The sequence below is a fragment of the Serratia aquatilis genome, assembly GCF_044865145.1.
GTDB classification, from domain to species: Bacteria; Pseudomonadota; Gammaproteobacteria; order Enterobacterales; family Enterobacteriaceae; genus Chania; species Chania aquatilis.
In genome coordinates, this window is the sequence record NZ_CP173186.1 from 3212396 (window position 1) to 3229548 (window position 17153).

The window sequence follows — 17153 nt, forward strand, 5'->3', positions numbered from 1 at the left end:
CCTAGCTAGGCTTCAGAGCAAAGGGGGACCAGTGACTTCCCCCTAATGGGTGAAGCCTAATAATTTATTGTTTAACTGATATCACTTAATTATTATGTTACTTCCATCAAAAACAGGGTCATTGATACTAATATAAATTTCGCTTATCACGCCCCATGGGTCAAATACAACACGTATGACTCTGTCATCGTAGTACTCATCGATACGATATGTACCATCTCTCTGGGAGTATTTGACATATCCTGATATATTCTCAAGTCGTTTAAACTCCTCCCAGAAAAATTTATTTAAAATATCAACTTTAGGGTCAAAGCGTTGATTCATAATAATTATCCCTTTAGGAGTTTCAGAGTGAATAGTCAACGTATCGAACCCACCACCAGAATATCCTTCAACAACTAATGTGCTGCTGTTGCTACAGTTAACTAAAGTGGTATAACCAGAAGTAAAATATACAGTTTGTCCTTCATTTCTTTGCTTCATCTGATGAACATAATCAGATACATCTGCATGTAATTCATAAGACCACTCCAGATCAGAAGTGAAGTTAAACTGCGATAATGGTTGATTATAAGCACAACACATCTCGAAAACCTCACCATGAGAGATTGATGGCTGCGTTTCATACACAGCCTTGCTAATCGACTTTAATCTCAGTGGAGGATAGATCTCTTTGCAGTTTTGACCGCCGTTAACACTAACCTTACTCATTGATTTTTCATACTTAAACATATCAAATCTCCAATTTCATCTGTGACCAGATGGTTAATCATGCTGGCGAGATAAACTCTATAGGAGATGCACTGATGAGTAAGGAGTGCTTCTAAACTTATTTTCTAGCCTTGACTTTACTCAAAATATCAGGATCGGTGTGCAAAGACGCGATGAGTGTGGATAGATCCCGCAATCTTCTCCCATCCTTCTTATTATTTATGAGATAATTCCTATACAACTCCCATTCATTGAGGTACTCCAAAATAAACTCGTGTAGTGGCATACCTAGCGTTTTGTTATCTAAATATTTCTTTTTCGCTAAGCTAGCATTTTTTAACTTTGAATAATTATGGGTCCATTTCACTTCATCACATATATCTTCAAACACGTTTCCCTCTTTGCTTTCTTGGGGTATCCCCAAGTATTCACATAGCATGACACGGAATACGATGTACTTCTCAATTGCCTCTTTTTCTGGGTTCCTCTTTTTAGACTCATATAGCTGAAACAAGCCGGGACTCGATAATCCTTCCATCATATCAACTAAGTACACCCGCAAATGCTTGGGCATCTGCCAGTTATTTAGCAGATACTTTCTAGCTATATACTGTATCCTAATGTGTATTTCATAAAGAGTAGCAATAAGGCCATCTAAATTTGCATTTTCGCTACCATTGGTAGGTTTAAATTCTTGCCTTTTCAATTTTGGACTTTTTTCCAAATAGTCAAAAAACTCAACTTTAGGATAACATCCATTGAAAAATTGCAATTGGCGAAATCTCATTTTTAACTCAGAACGAAGACTTGCCTCTGTTTCTCTCAACTCATCTTCTAATCGTTCAAAAAGTTCAAGGGGATAATATTTAGTTTCCATATTTGTATATACCTTTTAGATTCTCCACCGCATCAACAAGCGGCCCCAGCGGGTAGTTTAACCCACCGTAGTTACGAGAAACAGAGATTGAAGAGTGGCCGGTAAGAGCATCATGCACAGCCTCATCGATACCGGCCAGTCGACACATGTCCTTGAAAGTGTGACGAAACGAGTGGAATACCATTCTCTTATCGGTAACGCCACAGACATTACGGAGGTAGCGACCAAACCACTTTGACCAGTTACCCGCTAGGGTACCAAATACGTCAGCTTTTAGCTGGTGGAAGACCCGAGCACCCTTCTGCTTCTTGGCAAAATCGATGAAGCCGAGCTTAATCAGTTCAGGATGTACCGGTATCCGACGGCGGCTACCTGCATTCTTGAGGTGCTGCCCTTCCTGCCGGTCATTAATTTCTATCACCCAGGCGGAACCGTCTTGGTAAGTCTCCTGATGGACGTCAGACGGGTGTAGCTGGCCAATCTCCTCCAGTCGGGCACCAGTATAGAGTGCTAACAGTGGTAGCCAGTAGGACGCCTCTCCGGCCCCAGCCTTCGGCCTATCACCTTTGAACACCGGGGAAGTGAAGACTTTTTTGAGTGATACCTCGTCAAACGGTAATCGCTTCTCTTTGGCCCGCTTATCTTCTTTCAGGCTGAGCCCTTCTACCGGATTACGTTCCAGCAGATCATTATCAATCGCCAAGGTAAACAAGCTGCTCAACGAGGCCAAGTAGCTGTTTACCGTTCCGACACTTAATCCCTGCTCCTTAAGAGCATCCCGAAAGGCCCTGCAATCCGTTCTACCAATGACGGATACATGCTCCTTGCCAACGATAGCGGCGAACCGCTCCAATGCCCTCAGGTAAAGATTACGGGTCTTCGGTGCTTTTTCACCGCTGGATAGCCACTGCTGGTAGAGATCTGTGAGTTTTGGCCCCGTGGCCTGGATGATTTTGTATTCTGGTAATGCCTGGATGGCCTCACCTTGCAGACGAGCGAATTCGTTGTCCCAGCGGCAACCTTCTAACCGGGCCAATCTTTCCGCTTCGGGGCGATTAGACGTACCTAGAGCCTTGACGATTTCTGTACGTTGGAAATGAGGGATTAGAGATAAAGGAATGCGACGACGGAAGTAGTATCGAGAACCACGTTTAACCAGATGAGTGCACATAAGAAAGCCCTGTGTAACATCTGTGTGTAGCAATTGGAATTCTTGGGGAAAAAAACCTGAATAAACAACATCAAGGAAGAAATGGCGGAGGAGCAGAGATTCGAACTCTGGAACGGTTTCCCGTCGACGGTTTTCAAGACCGTTGCCTTCAGCCACTCGGCCACCCCTCCGCAACGAAGCGAACTATAAACACAGCCGATCCGCTTGTAAAGCCTGAAACTGTTCAACCGAGCGAAAAACAGGCACACAGCAACCATTCGCTGAAGAAAACACCGAATGATGTTTACCAATTATGCAATCATCTCATAGGGTAAAGATTGGTAAACAATCTTTAATCAAATCACTATGCTGCCTATCATCATGATCATTATTGTGATGACCTGATAAGAGAGATCATTATGGACCGCATTGTCGTCTCATCCACTTCGCGTGACTCGTTACTAAGTACACACAAAGTATTGCGTAATACCTATTTCCTGCTTTCACTGACATTGGCCTTCTCTGCATTGACAGCTACAGCCAGTACCATGCTGGGCCTGCCTGCGCCAGGGTTGTTGTTGATGCTGGTCGGTTTCTATGGGCTGATGTTCCTGACGCATAAGTTGGCAAATAGCCCTGCCGGTATTCTGGCTGCTTTCGCTTTCACAGGTTTTATGGGCTATGCCCTCGGCCCAATCCTGAGCTCATTCCTTAATGCCGGTGCTGGCGATCTGATTATGGTGGCTCTGGGAGGAACAGCCGTTGTCTTCTTCTGCTGTTCAGCCTATGTGCTTACCACTCGTAAGGACATGTCTTTCCTGTCCGGAATGATGATGGCCGGTTTTGTCGTTCTGCTGGTCGCCGTTATCGCCAACCTGTTCCTGCAGATCCCGGCGTTGCATCTGGCAATTAGCGCACTGTTTATACTGTTCTCTGCTGGTGCGATTCTGTGGGAAACCAGTAACATCATTCATGGTGGTGAAACCAACTATATCCGTGCAACCGTCAGCCTGTATGTGTCCCTGTACAATATGTTTATCAGCCTGTTGAGTATTCTGGGCTTCGCCCGCAGCAACTGATTTCTAGGCTAACAACTCACAGACGTAAATAAAATGCACCCCAAAAGTTGAACATCAACTGATTAAGGTGCTTTATTTTTGCCTGGATAAAAGTTTGCTAAACTACTGCCTGCAATGAATTACCCGTTATCGAGGCAATATGTTGGAGTTTGAAGGGCAGACCATCGAGACCGATGCTCAGGGCTATCTGAAAAACAGTGCCGATTGGCACGAAGGATTGGCACCTTTGCTGGCAGCTCAAGAAGAGATTGAACTCAGCGAAGCACACTGGGAAGTTGTGAAATTTGTACGTGCTTTCTATCAGGAGTTTAATACATCACCGGCCATTCGAATGTTGGTAAAAGCAATGGCACAAAAGTATGGCGAAGAGAAAGGCAATAGCCGATATCTGTATCGTCTGTTTCCCAAAGGCCCAGCCAAGCAGGCAACGAAAATTGCCGGGCTGCCAAAACCGGTCAAATGTATTTAACCGCTAGTAGCGGATACTGAATCCTTTATGCTCTGCCGGTCCCCGCGGTTCTACCAGCACGCGGTCAACGCGTGCACTGCGGGGCCCACCCTCCTTTAGCCATTCAACTAAACGATCAACTGCCTCTTGCTCACCGCAGGCAAGTACTTCTACACTGCCATCGTCCAAGTTGCGGGCATACCCCGTCACCCCTAACGCCGTTGCTTTATGCTGGGTGTTATAGCGAAACCCAACGCCCTGCACTACACCATAAACGTACGCGACAGTACAAACCTGTGTCATATTCCGCTACTCTTTGATTTTACTGATGATATTTTCTGCACATAGGCTCAGAGCGTCACCTTTATTCTCTGTTTGGTAGCATACCTAATTATGGCCGCAGCAAATACGATTCTATCTATCGCAATCTGTTTCAATAACCTATCACCACTCAAGAGTTCCGCACTTGAGCGTTGGGTCAAGATAAAATGATACTTCTTGGCAAAAAACTTCCTTTGCCTTTGCGTAGAAAAATAGCGAGGATATTAAGCAAATAATTGAAATAATTATATATTTAAGCAATGTCATGCGTTTTCCTTTTAGGCCTGATAAACCAGTAAGCGGTTAAAAAATAGGAGCCGCCTTTCTAGTTTTGTAAGACTCTTTGGCAGCAGTTATCACTGCAACGCTTGGTTGGCTTATGTTCCCTTCTTCTCACATGAAAGTCCGCGGTACTTAGTATCACAGGTTAGCTAAACAAACCTGATACGGTTAAGTTGCAATAGAGCGATCCAACTCGCATGGCCTACTTGAGCAGTGGAAGGAACAATGGTCGGATTATTTCATGAAATCGCGTAAACTGTTTGGCTTGTCGTGGGCGGGTGATCCGCCATCATTCCATGAGATTAGAAGCCTTTCCGCTCGACTGCATACTGAATTGCGCGGGGGGAAGTTTGCCCAGCGGCTTCTTGGGCATAAATCTGCAGAAATGACAGCTCGTTACCAAGACTCAAGGGGTAGCGAGTGGATGGAACTACCCCTGTAATTATGACCTAATAGTGACTAATAGTGACCTGTTAGTTTTAAATGATTGATTTTAAACGGTAAAAATTATGCGCTTGTTTCTCGCCAAAGGACGTGAAAAGTCCTTACTCCGTCGCCACCCATGGGTCTTCTCTGGTGCTGTTCAACGTATTGAAGGCAAAGTTCTTTCTGGTGAAACCATTGATATCCACGACAGCCAGGGGAAATGGTTGGCGCGTGGTGCCTATTCACCAGAATCACAAATTCGTGCCCGTGTCTGGAGCTTCCAGCAGGACGAAGAGATCGACATAGCGTTCTTTATTCGCCGCCTGCAGCAGGCCCAAAATTGGCGTGACTGGTTGGCGAAACGTGACGGTTTGGACAGCTATCGTCTGATTGCCGGGGAATCTGACGGCATGCCGGGGATCACCATCGACCGCTTCCAAAACTTCCTGGTTCTACAGTTACTCTCTGCAGGGGCTGAATACCAACGTGCCGCACTGCTCTCGGCGTTGCAACACTGCTATCCCGACTGTGCTATCTATGATCGTTCTGACGTTTCAGTGCGCAAGAAAGAAGGGTTGCCGTTGGCACAGGGCCCGGTTCTTGGCAATTTGCCTCCTGCCCTACTGCCGATCACCGAACACGGTATGAAACTGCTGGTAGATATTGAACACGGTCACAAGACGGGCTTCTATCTCGACCAGCGCGACAGTCGCCTTGCCGCACGCCACTATTCTGCTGGCCGCCGCGTCCTGAACTGTTTCTCCTATACCGGCGCTTTCGCAGTTTCAGCTTTGATGGGCGGTTGTAAGCAAGTCATTAGCGTGGATACTTCGCAGGCCGCGTTAGATATCGCCAAGCAGAACATCGAACTGAACCAATTAGATCTGAGCAAAGCCGAATTTATCCGTGATGACGTATTCCAACTGCTGCGTAACTACCGCGCGCAAGGTGAAAAATTCGACTTAATCATTATGGATCCTCCCAAGTTTGTTGAAAACAAGAATCAGTTGGCCAGTGCCTGCCGCGGTTACAAAGACATTAATATGTTAGCGATACAACTGCTTAACCCCGGCGGAATTCTGCTCAGTTTCTCCTGCTCAGGCCTGATGCCAACCGATTTGTTCCAGAAAATTTTGGCCGATGCCGCTGTAGATGCCGGGTGTGATGTACAATTTATAGAGCAGTTCCGACAGGCTGCTGACCATCCGGTTATCGCGACTTATCCTGAGGGTTTATATTTGAAAGGTTTTGCGTGTCGGGTGATGTAACTTGAAATACGCTGTTTTGCCCTCATATCGAGAGTAGGCACTGTTTCTCAGGAGGTCATCATGATTGCCAGCAAATTCGGTATCGGACAGCAGGTTCGTCATAAACTGCTAGGGTATTTGGGTGTTGTTATTGATATCGACCCAGAGTACTCGCTGGAACAACCAAAAGCGGACGAAATTGGGGCAAATGACGCGTTACGACTCGCTCCCTGGTATCACGTGGTGATGGAAGATGAGGCGGGTCAACCAGTTCACACTTATCTGGCGGAAGCGCAACTGGCAAGTGAGCCCCAGGAGGCGCATCCAGAACAGCCATCGCTGGACGAACTGGCGGAGTCTATTCGCCAGCAGTTGCAGGCACCACGTCTGCGCAACTAAGCTGCTCAACCTGAGAAACCACCGAAGGGCTTGGCATGTGGCTAAGCCCTTTGCTTATTTAATCAGTGTTCGAGCCCCAATCGTGGGATCTCGATTTTCGGGCAGCGATCCATGATAACTTTCATATTGGCATCCCTTGCCAATACTGCGGCCTGTTCATTGAACACCCCAATTTGTAGCCACAACACCTTGGCAGCAATCGCTATTGCTTCCTGTGCCACGCCTAATGCCGCCTCGGAATTACGGAACACATCTACCATATCGACAGAATGTGGAATGTCTGCCAATTTGGCATAAACCGTCTGGCCAAGTAGTTTCTGCCCAGCAAGTTTCGGGCTCACCGGCGTCACTTGGTAACCTTGCGCTAACAGGTAGGCCATAACCCCATAGCTAGGGCGGCCTGGATTATCACTTGCTCCCACCAGCGCGATGGTTTTGACCTGCTTCAGAACGTCAGAAATTTCATGATCTTGCATCTTTGTCTCCTGTGCTCATAGATAACGCGTCTTTCTCAGTGTAACCGAACGCTTCCTACCTGGTGTCCTTATTGGGACACAACCCTTGCATTTATGTTTCAAATGTTTTTAAAATATGTACAAATGTAAATGAGAGGCCTTGATGAAAAATTGATGCCCCAAGTGCGATCACTTGCACTGATAACAATGCCCCACGAGAAGGAAGTAACGATGAAATTTAATCTGGTGGTTGCGGGGCTACTCTGTCTCTCGTTGAGCTTATCGGCAACGGCTACGACGCTTAAACTCTCCCCGGACATCGATTTGATGATGGTCGATGGCAAGAGAATGACAGGTTCGTTGCTTAAAGGCGCCGATAGCCTGGAACTGGACGCCGGGCAGCATCAATTGATGTTTAAAGTCACAAAGTCCGTGCGAAAAGATCCACAAACTCAAGTCCCCTATGTTTCCTCACCGCTGATTGTGGTCTTCGATAGCCAGAACGTCAGTTCAGTGACTATTGAGCTGCCCCGACTCGAGAGTGTTCGTGACGGTAAGCATTTTGACGAGGAGCCGAATTATAGAGTTCTTGATGCAAATAGTAAGGCTTTGGCGATAAAAAGTGATGTATTACCGGTGAAATCGCTACCCGATGATAGCAAGCTGGAAAGGTTCATAGCAGATTATAATGGTCTTAATCGCAAAGCCTCAGTCCCTGCGTTAGCACATCTGAGCATCAGTGCTCTCGCTGCCCAGCCCGAAAACAAAACGACAAGCCAAAAAGTGATCACATTAAAAGGTGAAAACGTTTCGGAACAGATGTTGCAATACTGGTTCCTACGTGCCGATCGTGAGACGCAAAAACGTTTCATCAACTGGGCTAACAAACGCCAGACTCGCTAGGCGATTACACGCCTAGAGATCCCGATAAAGGCGTGTTTTCTTCGCATTTTCCAGTGCTAACGCTAGGCAGTAAAATGTAGTTTCAGTAATCTGTGGCAAATCATTTGATTTGCCGAGGATAATGTAATGAAACAGACCACCCGCACCATCGCTTCGCGCAAGCATATCGCGCTGGTTGCCCACGATCACCGTAAACAAGCCTTGCTGGAATGGGTTCTAGACAACAAAGACTTACTTGCCCAACATCAGCTTTACGCTACTGGCACTACCGGCAATCTGATCCAGCGGGCTAGCGGGATACCGGTTCAGAGCATGCTAAGCGGCCCGATGGGGGGCGATCAGCAAGTGGGTGCGCTGATTTCCGAAGGCAAGATCGATATGCTGCTCTTCTTCTGGGATCCGCTAAACGCCGTACCACACGATCCCGATGTAAAAGCATTGCTGCGCCTGGCAACCGTATGGAATATCCCGGTGGCGACAAACCGCTCTACCGCTGACTTTCTCATCGACTCGTCGCTGTTCAAGCGCGAAGTTGAGATCACTATTCCCGATTACGAGCAGTACCTTGCCGAGCGCCTGAAATAATGGCTAAGGCCTTGACTGGCAGGCCTGCCAGTCAAGGTTTTCGCTGTAAAGGTACGCCGATATTCTGCAATTGCTCAACAAACACCGAAGGACATTCGCGATCCTGCAGTAACCAAACCTGATGTCTGGCGCGCGTCAGTGCTACATACAGTAAGCGCCTTTCTTCTGCATCAGGGAAATCCTCCTGTTGCGGCAGTAACACATCCTCAAGCACAGACTCGCGAGCGGATGCCGGGAACCCGTCGTTACCATCGAATAACCCGACAATAATAACGTATTCCGCCTGCTGCCCTTTGCTGGCATGAATCGTCATAAATTCGATATCAAGCTTCGGCCAGCGCGTCGCCGCCTTTTTTAATGATCCCGGCTTAAGGTGGTGATAGCGTGCCAGTACTAAAATCCGCTCTTCCGGTTTTGCATAACCACTTATCTTATCGAGCAAGGCTTCCAGTTGCTCCTGCGGCAGAATTACCACCGACTTTTTATTGCCTTTAGTCAGGCTGTTTAGCGGTTTTTTCAGTTGGTGCGGATTTTGTTGCACAAAGTTATTGGCAATCTCGCCGATGCGATCGTTAAAACGGTAAGTGGTATCCAGCGCACATTGAGCACCCTCGCCAAAGTTCTCTCTGAAGGCGGTAGTCAGCGACAGTTCGGCGCCACTGAAACGATAAATAGCTTGCCAATCATCGCCCACGGCAAAGAGGCTAGTCTGCTTGTTCTGTTTACGTAGTGCTGCCAGTAATTGCGCGCGCTGCGGTGAAATATCCTGAAATTCGTCCACCAGAATGTGCTTCCACGGACTTATAAAGCGCCCTTTCTCCAAAATATTTACCGCTTGATGGATCAGGCCAGCAAAGTCAACAGCTCCTTCATCTTTCAATGCCGTTTTCCAGGCTTTCAGCAACGGTGCCATCAAACGGATACGTTTAGTGAACAGATCGCGGATTTCCTCATCAGCCTGTTCAATCATTTCGGCCTGGCTGCCACCATGTGTTCTCATCAAGCCTAACCAGCGCTCAAGACGGGTACTCAAACGCTCAGCCAATCGTGGATCGCGCCAGAAATCGCCTTCGGGAAGTTCCCATTCAAGCTCTTCGGTTAGCCATTGGCGCCAACCTTTGGCATGGGCTTTTTTCTCACCGCATTGCTGTTGCCAGTTTTTTATTAGCAACGTACGGCGCGCGTTACTGTCAGTTTCCAGTTTGCTGATACCGGGTACTTTGCGGCTACCTTCCTGAATAATCTGCAACGCCAGCGCATGGAAGGTTTTAGCCTTGATGGCTTCGTTCCCCAACCGCGTCTGAATGCGTTCATTCATTTCTTCAGCCGCTTTGCGCCCAAATGCCAGCAGTAAAATTTGGCCTGGCTCAGCTTCTTGCCGATGCAAGAGCCATCCTGCGCGGGCAACCAGCACCGATGTTTTACCACTGCCAGCACCCGCGAGAACCAATACGGTATCTTCGCCATTCACCACAGCCAGACTTTGCGATTTATTCAACGGCGAGGTTTCAATTGTTTGGAAAAAATCCTGGTGGGCTTTCAGTATGTGCTCGCTCCAGCGCATATTGCGCAGCGATACACTATGTTGCCCATGCTGTAACCACTGTAGACATAAATGATAACTGTCGCGACACTGTTCAAATTCATCCAGCCGTGCCAAAGGCATAGGCAGAGCCTCAAACGACTGGCGGATCTGCTGCTGTAGTTTGCCCAACTCACTGCGCTTAAACCATTTGTCCTGCTGCTCGATACGCTGGATCTGCTCCACCTGCTGTTGCAAAACCCCAGCACTGATCTCACTCATCTCAGCACTCCACTGCTGCCAGGATTGCTGCAGATGATGATAAAAGCGCTGCGTTTCCTGCCATTCGGTGCCATGCAACCGAACCACTTTCTCATCCGGCAACTCAAACTCAAGCTCCCCCCACACAATGCCCCGTTTGCACCGTACCTGGATTAGCTGATTGAAAGGGATAAGGTATTCATGCTTTTCGCCGCTTACCTCAACGCCTGCATGCAACAACCGCACGCGGTTATAAGGGTGCTGTGCCAGGTGTTTACCCAGCGATGTTGCTTTAAGTTCCATATGCTCACGCCATGAAGAGGTTGAGATTGTTATTACCAGTTTACCCGCGATAAGCAGTGGCACTCTAGCGTTAAAAAAAGGGTAGAATAGTTTCAGTATTATACTTGTTAATACCACTCCATGTTTTGGTCACCAACAGGGCAGAATGACGGCTATGCGTACAGTATTAAATATTCTTAACTTCGTGCTTGGCGGTTTTTTCACCACATTAGGTTGGCTGGTTGCGACATTGGTGAGCATTGTACTGATTTTTACCTTGCCACTGACTCGCTCTTGCTGGGAGATCACTAAACTTTCCTTTTTGCCATTCGGCAACGAGGCTATCCATGTGGATGAGCTTTACCCGGAAAAAAGCAATGCCCTAATGGCAACTGGGGGGTCTTTGCTGAACATTATCTGGTTCCTGCTGTTTGGCTGGTGGTTATGCTTGTCACACATCATTGCAGGGATTGCCCAGTGTATTACCATCATTGGTATTCCTGTCGGCATCACCAATTTCAAGATTGCAGCCATCGCACTCTGGCCTGTTGGACGACGCGTTGTTTCCGTTGAAATGGCGCAACTGGCGCGTACAGAAAATGCACGTCGCCAATATCAGAAACGTTAATTTATTCTCCATTTCGGGAGTTTTTTGTGCTTTCTTTTGCACCGGCAATTCGGCGATATATCTACAATAGTAACCTGCTTTACAATCTGCAGATCTTCATCGCGCTGGCAGGAGCCGCTGCGGTACCTTGGTGGTTAGGGATCCCTAAACTGACCATCCCGCTCACACTGGGTGTTGTTGCTGCCGCGCTGGCCAACCTGGACGACCGATTAGCTGGCCGATTACGTAACCTGCTGATTACGCTAATTTGTTTTTTTGTTGCCTCGGCATCCATTGAATTATTGTTTCCATATCCTTGGCTATTTGCCTTTGGGCTGACCACCTCAACCTGCATTTTTATCCTGTTAGGTGCGTTGGGGCAACGTTACGCCACTATCGCCTTCGGTGCCCTGTTGATTGCCGTCTACACCATGTTGGGCACTTCAATGTATAGCACCTGGTATCAGCAACCTATCCTGCTGATTATCGGTGCTGTCTGGTACAATCTGCTGACACTGTTCGGTCACCTGCTCTTTCCCATCAAGCCATTGCAGGAAAACCTTGCACGTTGCTATCAGCAGTTGGCAGGTTATCTGGATGCCAAAGCCAATCTGTTCGACCCCGATGCCGAGCACGATACCGATCTCCCCTGGATGGATGTCGCTATGGCGAACAGCACGCTGGTCACCACGCTTAACCAAACCAAAACCTCGCTGCTAACCCGCCTGAAGGGTGATAGAGGGCAGCGAGGCACTCGTAGGGCGCTGCAATACTATTTTGTGGCTCAAGATATCCATGAGCGTGCCAGTTCCTCCCATGTCCAGTACCAGGCTCTCAGCCAACAATTCCGTCACAGCGATATTCTGTTCCGCTTTCAGCGCCTGTTAACCTTGCAGGCGCGTGCCTGCCAACAACTGGCTCAATCGATTCTGTTACGTCAGAAATACCTGCACAACGCACGTTTTGAGCCTGCCTTCAGCCGCATAGAAGAAGCGTTGGCCCAAGTTACCTTAACAGCCGAGAATCGTGATCTAGCCAAAGCACTTTCTCACCTACTGAAGAATTTGCGGGCGATTGACGCCCAATTAGCCAACATAGAGTCAGAGCAGACTTTAGCTAGCGGGCAACTGGAGGAAAATGCGCTTTCAGATGACCGGATCACCGGTTGGAGCGATATTCGCCTGCGTATCAGCCGTCATCTGACCCCTAAGTCGGCCCTGTTCCGCCATGCAATCCGTATGTCAGTGGTCTTATGCGTAGGCTATGCCTTCATTCAGCTTACCGGTATGCAGCACGGTTTTTGGATCCTGCTGACCAGCCTGTTTGTCTGCCAACCTAACTACAACGCGACGCGCCGGCGCTTGGCATTGCGAGTTATCGGGACCCTGGCGGGTATTTTGGTCGGTCTGCCGATACTTTACTTCGTGCCTTCTCTGGAAGGGCAAATGGTACTGATTGTCATCTCCGGGGTGCTCTTTTTTGCCTTCCGGACTGTGCAATATGCCCATGCTACAATGTTTATTACCCTCTTGGTCTTACTGTGCTTTAACCTGCTGGGGGAAGGGTTCGAAGTTGCTGCACCACGCGTCTACGATACCCTGTTGGGATGCGCCATCGCCTGGGCGGCGGTAAGCTTTATCTGGCCAGATTGGCAGTTTCGTCAGTTACCCGACATTGTTCGTAAAACGCTAAATGCTAATTGCCGTTACCTTGATGCGATCATGGTGCAATACCATCAGGGTAAAGATAACGGCTTACCCTACCGTATTGCACGCCGCGACGCGCATAACTGTGATGGTGAACTGGCCTCAGTAATCTCTAACATGTCTGTGGATCCGAAAGCAGACAAAACCATTCAGGAAGCTGCGTTCCGCCTGTTATGCCTTAACCACATCCTGCTTAGCTATATTTCAGCACTCGGAGCACATCGCGAACGCCTGAAAAACTCTGCCGTACTTGATTTGTTGAATGACGCGGTATGCTTTGTTGACGATGCATTACACCATGAAAAACAGGATCAACTGCGCATTGCTCAAACTCTTGAGACTCTATCTGAAAGAATTAAATCGCTGATTCCTGAACCCGAAAGCAAAGAACAACTGGTGTTGCAGCAAATTGGCTTAGTGCTCGAACTGTTACCTGAGTTGACAGTTCTCAATGCACAAATAGGTGGCTCGCATTAATCATTGATATGTTGAATAAAAACCTTTTTGTCCGTTCTTACTTCAAAGCCGGCAGGCAACATGACTATGGTTTCTGCGAACCACTCAGCCAGCTCATTTCGTCGTGGCATGGGTAATGCGGCATGGTGATATCCTGCCATCGCTCCGGCAAGCGACATCAGAACTTTGATACCAAGACCTTTGTGTTGTTCCAGCAATTTCAGATAGGTTTTTCTAGCACCCGATAAGCGTAGGTCATAGATATTCTGTATGCCTGCACGCCATAGAAAGCGCTCCAATGATGCATCTATATTTGGCAGGTCTTTCAACCTGCCTTTACTGCGTTTTTTCACCTTTATTTCTCTACGAGCCTCACGCACCGCCTGCAACGCGAGTGCAGATAAAACCTGGCGCTCTGACCATAATTGTTCGTCCACCCGGTAATACCTCATAGTCATTGGCACACCGCGCTTCAGATAAGTCATATTCGCCATCCCACGTTCTCGGAATACTGGTTCAAGACTCTCAGTAGCGCGTAAGTACAACTCCCCCTCGGCAACAACGGCAAACATCGTGCCGTCTGCCAACAATCCATAGCCACCAAATTGTGAGCGCGTTTCAATCTTTCCTAACGCGGCAAAAAAGGTTTTTGCCTGTTCGATTCTCCTTGCGGATCCTCCTTTCATTTAGCTCTCCTTTATATCTATAACGACTGTTAATTACATTCACCTATGGAATAAACGTAACGGGAACAACTAATTAAGGAAAATACGCATAATTGCTATCGGTGCCAATCACAAAATTAAGACGTATAAAAAATGATCTCAATTATGCGAAGCATCACGAAAATTTGGGTTGATCTTCTGTTTCGATGGATATACTGTATATACATACAGCAATACTACGGGTGGGATACTACATGCGTACACAATCACTTTACCAAACCCATTTCAGTCTGGCTTCTCCGGTAACTGGGCAGTTTGTTGAAACCTCTAAAGAAAGCAAGAAGAATGGCCTCATCAGTGAACTTGTTTACAACGATCAGCAACCCGCAGTAGCCCAATTGCTGGTGCCTCTATTACGGCAGCTAGGTATGCAATCTCGGTGGTTGTTATGGCTGACGCCGCAGCAAAAACTCAGCAAATCCTGGCTTGAACAGGCTGAGCTTCCAGTCCACAAGGTAGTACAACTCAATCAGATCGACCCAATGGCCACTGTAGATGCAATGGAGCGGGCTTTACTGACGGGGAATTACAGCGTCGTGCTTGGCTGGCTGCCTGAACTTACTGAACAGGATCGCCTGAAATTAAGTCGGGCGGCTGAACTGGGTAACGCTTATGGCTTCATTATGCGCCCGCAACAAGACGTTGCGACCTCACGCGGACACTGTTCAACCATAAAAATTCACACGTCTTTGTATCATTGACTAATTTTAAGACTAATCTCAACAGCCGTTCCCCCCAGTACCTTCCCCACTGGGGGAAGGTACACAAAGCGAGTACTGACGCGGCCCCGTATCAGTTATCAAGCATGGGCCAGTCTCACTTTCCCCGCCAATATGTTAGAAGATATGTCCAATTCAATGTTTTTTTTTAGAGCTTTATCACATCACACTTGTAACTTTCGCTCCACGTTGTAGACTTTAGCTCGCCAAGGTTGCCCTATAACGTCAGAAAAACTGGCAAAGTAACAGACGAGGGCTCAAACCTTGACGAAGGAATTTAAACCAAGGGCTTAATACAGCTTTAAAGCTCATTGCCTATTTGGATGATAACGAGGCGCAAAATGAAAAAGACAGCTATCGCATTAGCAGTGGCACTGGCTGGTTTCGCTACCGTAGCGCAAGCCGCCCCAAAAGATGACACATGGTACACCGGCGCAAAACTAGGCTGGTCCAAGTATTATGATACCGGATTTGACGGTAATGGCTTTAACAACACCATCGGTAACGGCCCTACCCACAGAACCCAACTGGGTGCAGGTGCGTATGTAGGTTATCAGGCAAACCAATACCTCGGTTTTGAAATGGGGTATGACTGGCTTGGCCGTATGCCTTATAAAGGCAGCGTGAACAATGGTGCTTTTAAAGCTCAAGGCGTTCAACTGACCACCAAACTGAGCTATCCAGTAATGGATGATCTGGATGTTTACACTCGTCTGGGTGGTATGGTGTGGCGTGCAGACTCCAATGCCCACTACGGTGCAACCGATGAGCGTAGAAGCGCTCACGATACCGGCGTTTCTCCATTGGCAGCGGTAGGTGTTGAATATGCACTGACCCAAAACATTGCAACACGTTTGGATTATCAGTGGACCAACAACATCGGTGACAAAGGTACCGTTGGTGCTCGTCCAGATAACGCCATGCTGAGCGTGGGTGTTTCTTACCGCTTTGGCCAGGATGAAGTTGCAGCTCCAGTTGTTGCACCAACTCCGGCACCAGCTCCAGTTGTTGAGACCAAGAAGTTCACTCTGACTTCTGACGTTCTGTTCAACTTCGGTAAATCTACGCTGAAACCAGAAGGTCAACAGGCTCTGGATCAACTGTATTCACAGCTGAGCTCACTGGATCCGAAAGACGGTTCAGTAGTCGTTGTTGGTTTCACCGATGCAGTAGGTTCTGCTGAATTCAACCAGCGTCTGTCTGAGCAGCGTGCACAAAGCGTTGTTGACTACCTGGTTTCTAAAGGTATTCCTTCAGACAAGATTTCTGCACGTGGCATGGGCAAAGCTAACCCAGTTACCGGCGACTCTTGTGGTTACCGTTCTGGCCGTGCTACCCCAGCACAGATCGCTTGCCTGGCACCAGATCGTCGCGTAGAGATCGAAGTGCGTGGCATCAAAGAAGTTGTATCTCAGCCTGCAGCGGCTCAGTAACATCTTCTGATGGTCAGCAAAAACCCCGCATTGCGGGGTTTTTTTTGCTTATCATTTGGTTTCGCTAGTCGCTTTCCTGGCCAAGGATCGCTTTTAGATCCTGTTTCAGCGACGACATCTGACTAGCATATTTCTCTTTGTGTTCGGCATCTTCAATCAGTTGTACAACCGTTTCCGATAGCGTTATACCGCGGCGATGTGCCAATGCAGCCAGACGTTGCCAAACCAGGTACTCAAGATCGATAGATTTCTTGCGTGTGTGTTGATGCTCAGCGTTAAAATGACGTTTACGCCGGGCACGGATGGTCTGCTTCATCCGGTTTTCCAACGCTGGATCCATATGCTCATTAATCCACGCTAATACTCTGACCGGCTCATTCTCCAGTTTCAGCAGCTCATCAACAGCTTCTTGAGCGGCGCTATTTTCAATGTAGCGAGTGATAGATTCACCTTCCCGGAACTTTTTCACCAGGTACGTCCATTTCCAACCGCTTTCCAGATTTTCCAGTTGCTGATATTTCATCGTGAACTCTTCTGTGACCGCGTAACTTTAGTAAGC

The 17153-nt window shown here is 47.8% G+C and carries 18 protein-coding genes, 1 tRNA gene and 1 pseudogene; 11 read left to right on the plus strand and 9 right to left on the minus strand.

The genetic code is table 11. The annotated features are described in order from the left end of the window. Positions 1–81: 81 nt before the first annotated feature. From SAQUA_RS14635 to SAQUA_RS14650, 4 genes are all read right to left on the minus strand, one after another. Positions 82–732 (minus strand): hypothetical protein, encoded by a 651-nt coding sequence (locus tag SAQUA_RS14635; RefSeq protein WP_380677039.1) that lies wholly within the window; start codon positions 730–732, stop codon positions 82–84. Positions 733–829: 97 nt separating this feature from the next. Further along, entirely contained in the window at positions 830–1588 is a 759-nt protein-coding gene (locus tag SAQUA_RS14640; protein ID WP_380677037.1) for a hypothetical protein, read from the minus strand. Beyond that, the gene (locus SAQUA_RS14645) at positions 1578–2759 is read right to left on the minus strand and encodes a DUF6538 domain-containing protein (RefSeq protein WP_380677035.1); all 1182 of its coding nucleotides are present in this window, start codon (positions 2757–2759) and stop codon (positions 1578–1580) included. Before SAQUA_RS14645 ends, SAQUA_RS14640 begins: the two co-directional genes overlap by 11 nt. A gap of 82 nt (positions 2760–2841) precedes the next feature. After that, positions 2842–2929 (minus strand) — tRNA-Ser (locus SAQUA_RS14650). 228 nt (positions 2930–3157) lie between these two features. Between SAQUA_RS14650 and yccA the strand changes: the two genes are divergently transcribed. Then, entirely contained in the window at positions 3158–3817 is a 660-nt protein-coding gene (gene yccA, locus SAQUA_RS14655; RefSeq protein WP_380677033.1) for an FtsH protease modulator YccA, read from the plus strand. 139 nt (positions 3818–3956) lie between these two features. Further along, positions 3957–4286: a sulfurtransferase TusE gene (tusE, locus tag SAQUA_RS14660; RefSeq protein ID WP_380677031.1), complete on the plus strand. Its 330-nt coding sequence runs from the start codon at positions 3957–3959 to the stop codon at positions 4284–4286. 3 nt (positions 4287–4289) lie between these two features. Here the strand turns inward: tusE and yccX are convergent, their stop codons facing one another. Then, on the minus strand, positions 4290–4568 hold the full coding sequence (gene yccX, locus SAQUA_RS14665; protein WP_380677029.1) for an acylphosphatase: 279 nt from the start codon (positions 4566–4568) through the stop codon (positions 4290–4292). Positions 4569–5097: 529 nt separating this feature from the next. On the opposite strand from yccX, the pseudogene SAQUA_RS14670 reads away from it, so the two are divergent. From SAQUA_RS14670 to hspQ, 3 genes and pseudogenes are all read left to right on the plus strand, one after another. Then, positions 5098–5310, plus strand: a pseudogene (locus SAQUA_RS14670) (tyrosine-type recombinase/integrase); the annotation flags it as partial. A 67-nt stretch (positions 5311–5377) separates the two neighbouring features. Continuing rightward, positions 5378–6562 carry a 23S rRNA (cytosine(1962)-C(5))-methyltransferase RlmI gene (gene rlmI, locus SAQUA_RS14675; protein WP_380677027.1) on the plus strand — a complete coding sequence of 395 codons (1185 nt, stop codon included), beginning with the start codon at positions 5378–5380 and terminating at the stop codon, positions 6560–6562. 60 nt (positions 6563–6622) lie between these two features. Beyond that, the gene (hspQ, locus tag SAQUA_RS14680) at positions 6623–6940 is read left to right on the plus strand and encodes a heat shock protein HspQ (protein WP_380677025.1); all 318 of its coding nucleotides are present in this window, start codon (positions 6623–6625) and stop codon (positions 6938–6940) included. A 62-nt stretch (positions 6941–7002) separates the two neighbouring features. Here hspQ and SAQUA_RS14685 read toward each other — a convergent pair whose 3' ends face one another. After that, positions 7003–7416 carry a CoA-binding protein gene (locus tag SAQUA_RS14685; RefSeq protein ID WP_380677023.1) on the minus strand — a complete coding sequence of 138 codons (414 nt, stop codon included), beginning with the start codon at positions 7414–7416 and terminating at the stop codon, positions 7003–7005. Between the two features lie 210 nt (positions 7417–7626). On the opposite strand from SAQUA_RS14685, the gene SAQUA_RS14690 reads away from it, so the two are divergent. Both SAQUA_RS14690 and SAQUA_RS14695 read left to right on the plus strand, forming a co-directional pair. Then, positions 7627–8298, plus strand: a complete 672-nt coding sequence (locus SAQUA_RS14690; RefSeq protein ID WP_380677021.1) for a DUF2057 family protein — start codon at positions 7627–7629, stop codon at positions 8296–8298. Positions 8299–8424: 126 nt separating this feature from the next. Further along, complete coding sequence (locus SAQUA_RS14695) at positions 8425–8883, plus strand: methylglyoxal synthase (protein ID WP_380677019.1); 459 nt, start codon at positions 8425–8427, stop codon at positions 8881–8883. 31 nt (positions 8884–8914) lie between these two features. Here the strand turns inward: SAQUA_RS14695 and helD are convergent, their stop codons facing one another. After that, positions 8915–10969 (minus strand): DNA helicase IV, encoded by a 2055-nt coding sequence (helD, locus tag SAQUA_RS14700; RefSeq protein ID WP_380677017.1) that lies wholly within the window; start codon positions 10967–10969, stop codon positions 8915–8917. 154 nt (positions 10970–11123) lie between these two features. Here helD and SAQUA_RS14705 point away from each other — a divergent pair, with 154 nt between their 5' ends. After that, positions 11124–11576, plus strand: coding sequence for a YccF domain-containing protein (locus tag SAQUA_RS14705; protein ID WP_380677015.1), 453 nt, complete (start codon positions 11124–11126; stop codon positions 11574–11576). 26 nt (positions 11577–11602) lie between these two features. Continuing rightward, a complete protein-coding gene (gene yccS, locus SAQUA_RS14710; protein WP_380677013.1) occupies positions 11603–13738 on the plus strand; it encodes a YccS family putative transporter in 2136 nt (711 codons plus the stop codon). Here yccS and SAQUA_RS14715 read toward each other — a convergent pair. After that, positions 13735–14403: a TfoX/Sxy family DNA transformation protein gene (locus SAQUA_RS14715; protein ID WP_380677011.1), complete on the minus strand. Its 669-nt coding sequence runs from the start codon at positions 14401–14403 to the stop codon at positions 13735–13737. The genes yccS and SAQUA_RS14715 overlap by 4 nt on opposite strands. 233 nt (positions 14404–14636) lie before the next feature. On the opposite strand from SAQUA_RS14715, the gene sulA reads away from it, so the two are divergent. Both sulA and ompA read left to right on the plus strand, forming a co-directional pair. Continuing rightward, on the plus strand, positions 14637–15143 hold the full coding sequence (sulA, locus tag SAQUA_RS14720; protein WP_380677009.1) for an SOS-induced cell division inhibitor SulA: 507 nt from the start codon (positions 14637–14639) through the stop codon (positions 15141–15143). 359 nt (positions 15144–15502) lie between these two features. Then, complete coding sequence (gene ompA / locus SAQUA_RS14725) at positions 15503–16594, plus strand: porin OmpA (RefSeq protein WP_380677007.1); 1092 nt, start codon at positions 15503–15505, stop codon at positions 16592–16594. Positions 16595–16658: 64 nt separating this feature from the next. On the opposite strand, the gene matP is transcribed toward ompA, so the two are convergent. After that, complete coding sequence (gene matP / locus SAQUA_RS14730) at positions 16659–17117, minus strand: macrodomain Ter protein MatP (RefSeq protein WP_380677005.1); 459 nt, start codon at positions 17115–17117, stop codon at positions 16659–16661. Positions 17118–17153 lie beyond the last annotated feature (36 nt).

Excerpts from the sequence above, each read along its gene's own strand:
- SAQUA_RS14635 (WP_380677039.1), bottom strand. The coding sequence starts at position 732 with ATGTTTAAGTATGAAAAATCAATGAGTAAGGTTAGTGTTAACGGCGGT.
- SAQUA_RS14640 (WP_380677037.1), bottom strand. The coding sequence starts at position 1,588 with ATGGAAACTAAATATTATCCCCTTGAACTTTTTGAACGATTAGAAGAT.
- SAQUA_RS14645 (WP_380677035.1), bottom strand. The coding sequence starts at position 2,759 with ATGTGCACTCATCTGGTTAAACGTGGTTCTCGATACTACTTCCGTCGT.
- yccA (WP_380677033.1), top strand. The coding sequence starts at position 3,158 with ATGGACCGCATTGTCGTCTCATCCACTTCGCGTGACTCGTTACTAAGT.
- tusE (WP_380677031.1), top strand. The coding sequence starts at position 3,957 with ATGTTGGAGTTTGAAGGGCAGACCATCGAGACCGATGCTCAGGGCTAT.
- yccX (WP_380677029.1), bottom strand. The coding sequence starts at position 4,568 with ATGACACAGGTTTGTACTGTCGCGTACGTTTATGGTGTAGTGCAGGGC.
- rlmI (WP_380677027.1), top strand. The coding sequence starts at position 5,378 with ATGCGCTTGTTTCTCGCCAAAGGACGTGAAAAGTCCTTACTCCGTCGC.
- hspQ (WP_380677025.1), top strand. The coding sequence starts at position 6,623 with ATGATTGCCAGCAAATTCGGTATCGGACAGCAGGTTCGTCATAAACTG.
- SAQUA_RS14685 (WP_380677023.1), bottom strand. The coding sequence starts at position 7,416 with ATGCAAGATCATGAAATTTCTGACGTTCTGAAGCAGGTCAAAACCATC.
- SAQUA_RS14690 (WP_380677021.1), top strand. The coding sequence starts at position 7,627 with ATGAAATTTAATCTGGTGGTTGCGGGGCTACTCTGTCTCTCGTTGAGC.
- SAQUA_RS14695 (WP_380677019.1), top strand. The coding sequence starts at position 8,425 with ATGAAACAGACCACCCGCACCATCGCTTCGCGCAAGCATATCGCGCTG.
- helD (WP_380677017.1), bottom strand. The coding sequence starts at position 10,969 with ATGGAACTTAAAGCAACATCGCTGGGTAAACACCTGGCACAGCACCCT.
- SAQUA_RS14705 (WP_380677015.1), top strand. The coding sequence starts at position 11,124 with ATGCGTACAGTATTAAATATTCTTAACTTCGTGCTTGGCGGTTTTTTC.
- SAQUA_RS14715 (WP_380677011.1), bottom strand. The coding sequence starts at position 14,403 with ATGAAAGGAGGATCCGCAAGGAGAATCGAACAGGCAAAAACCTTTTTT.
- sulA (WP_380677009.1), top strand. The coding sequence starts at position 14,637 with ATGCGTACACAATCACTTTACCAAACCCATTTCAGTCTGGCTTCTCCG.
- ompA (WP_380677007.1), top strand. The coding sequence starts at position 15,503 with ATGAAAAAGACAGCTATCGCATTAGCAGTGGCACTGGCTGGTTTCGCT.
- matP (WP_380677005.1), bottom strand. The coding sequence starts at position 17,117 with ATGAAATATCAGCAACTGGAAAATCTGGAAAGCGGTTGGAAATGGACG.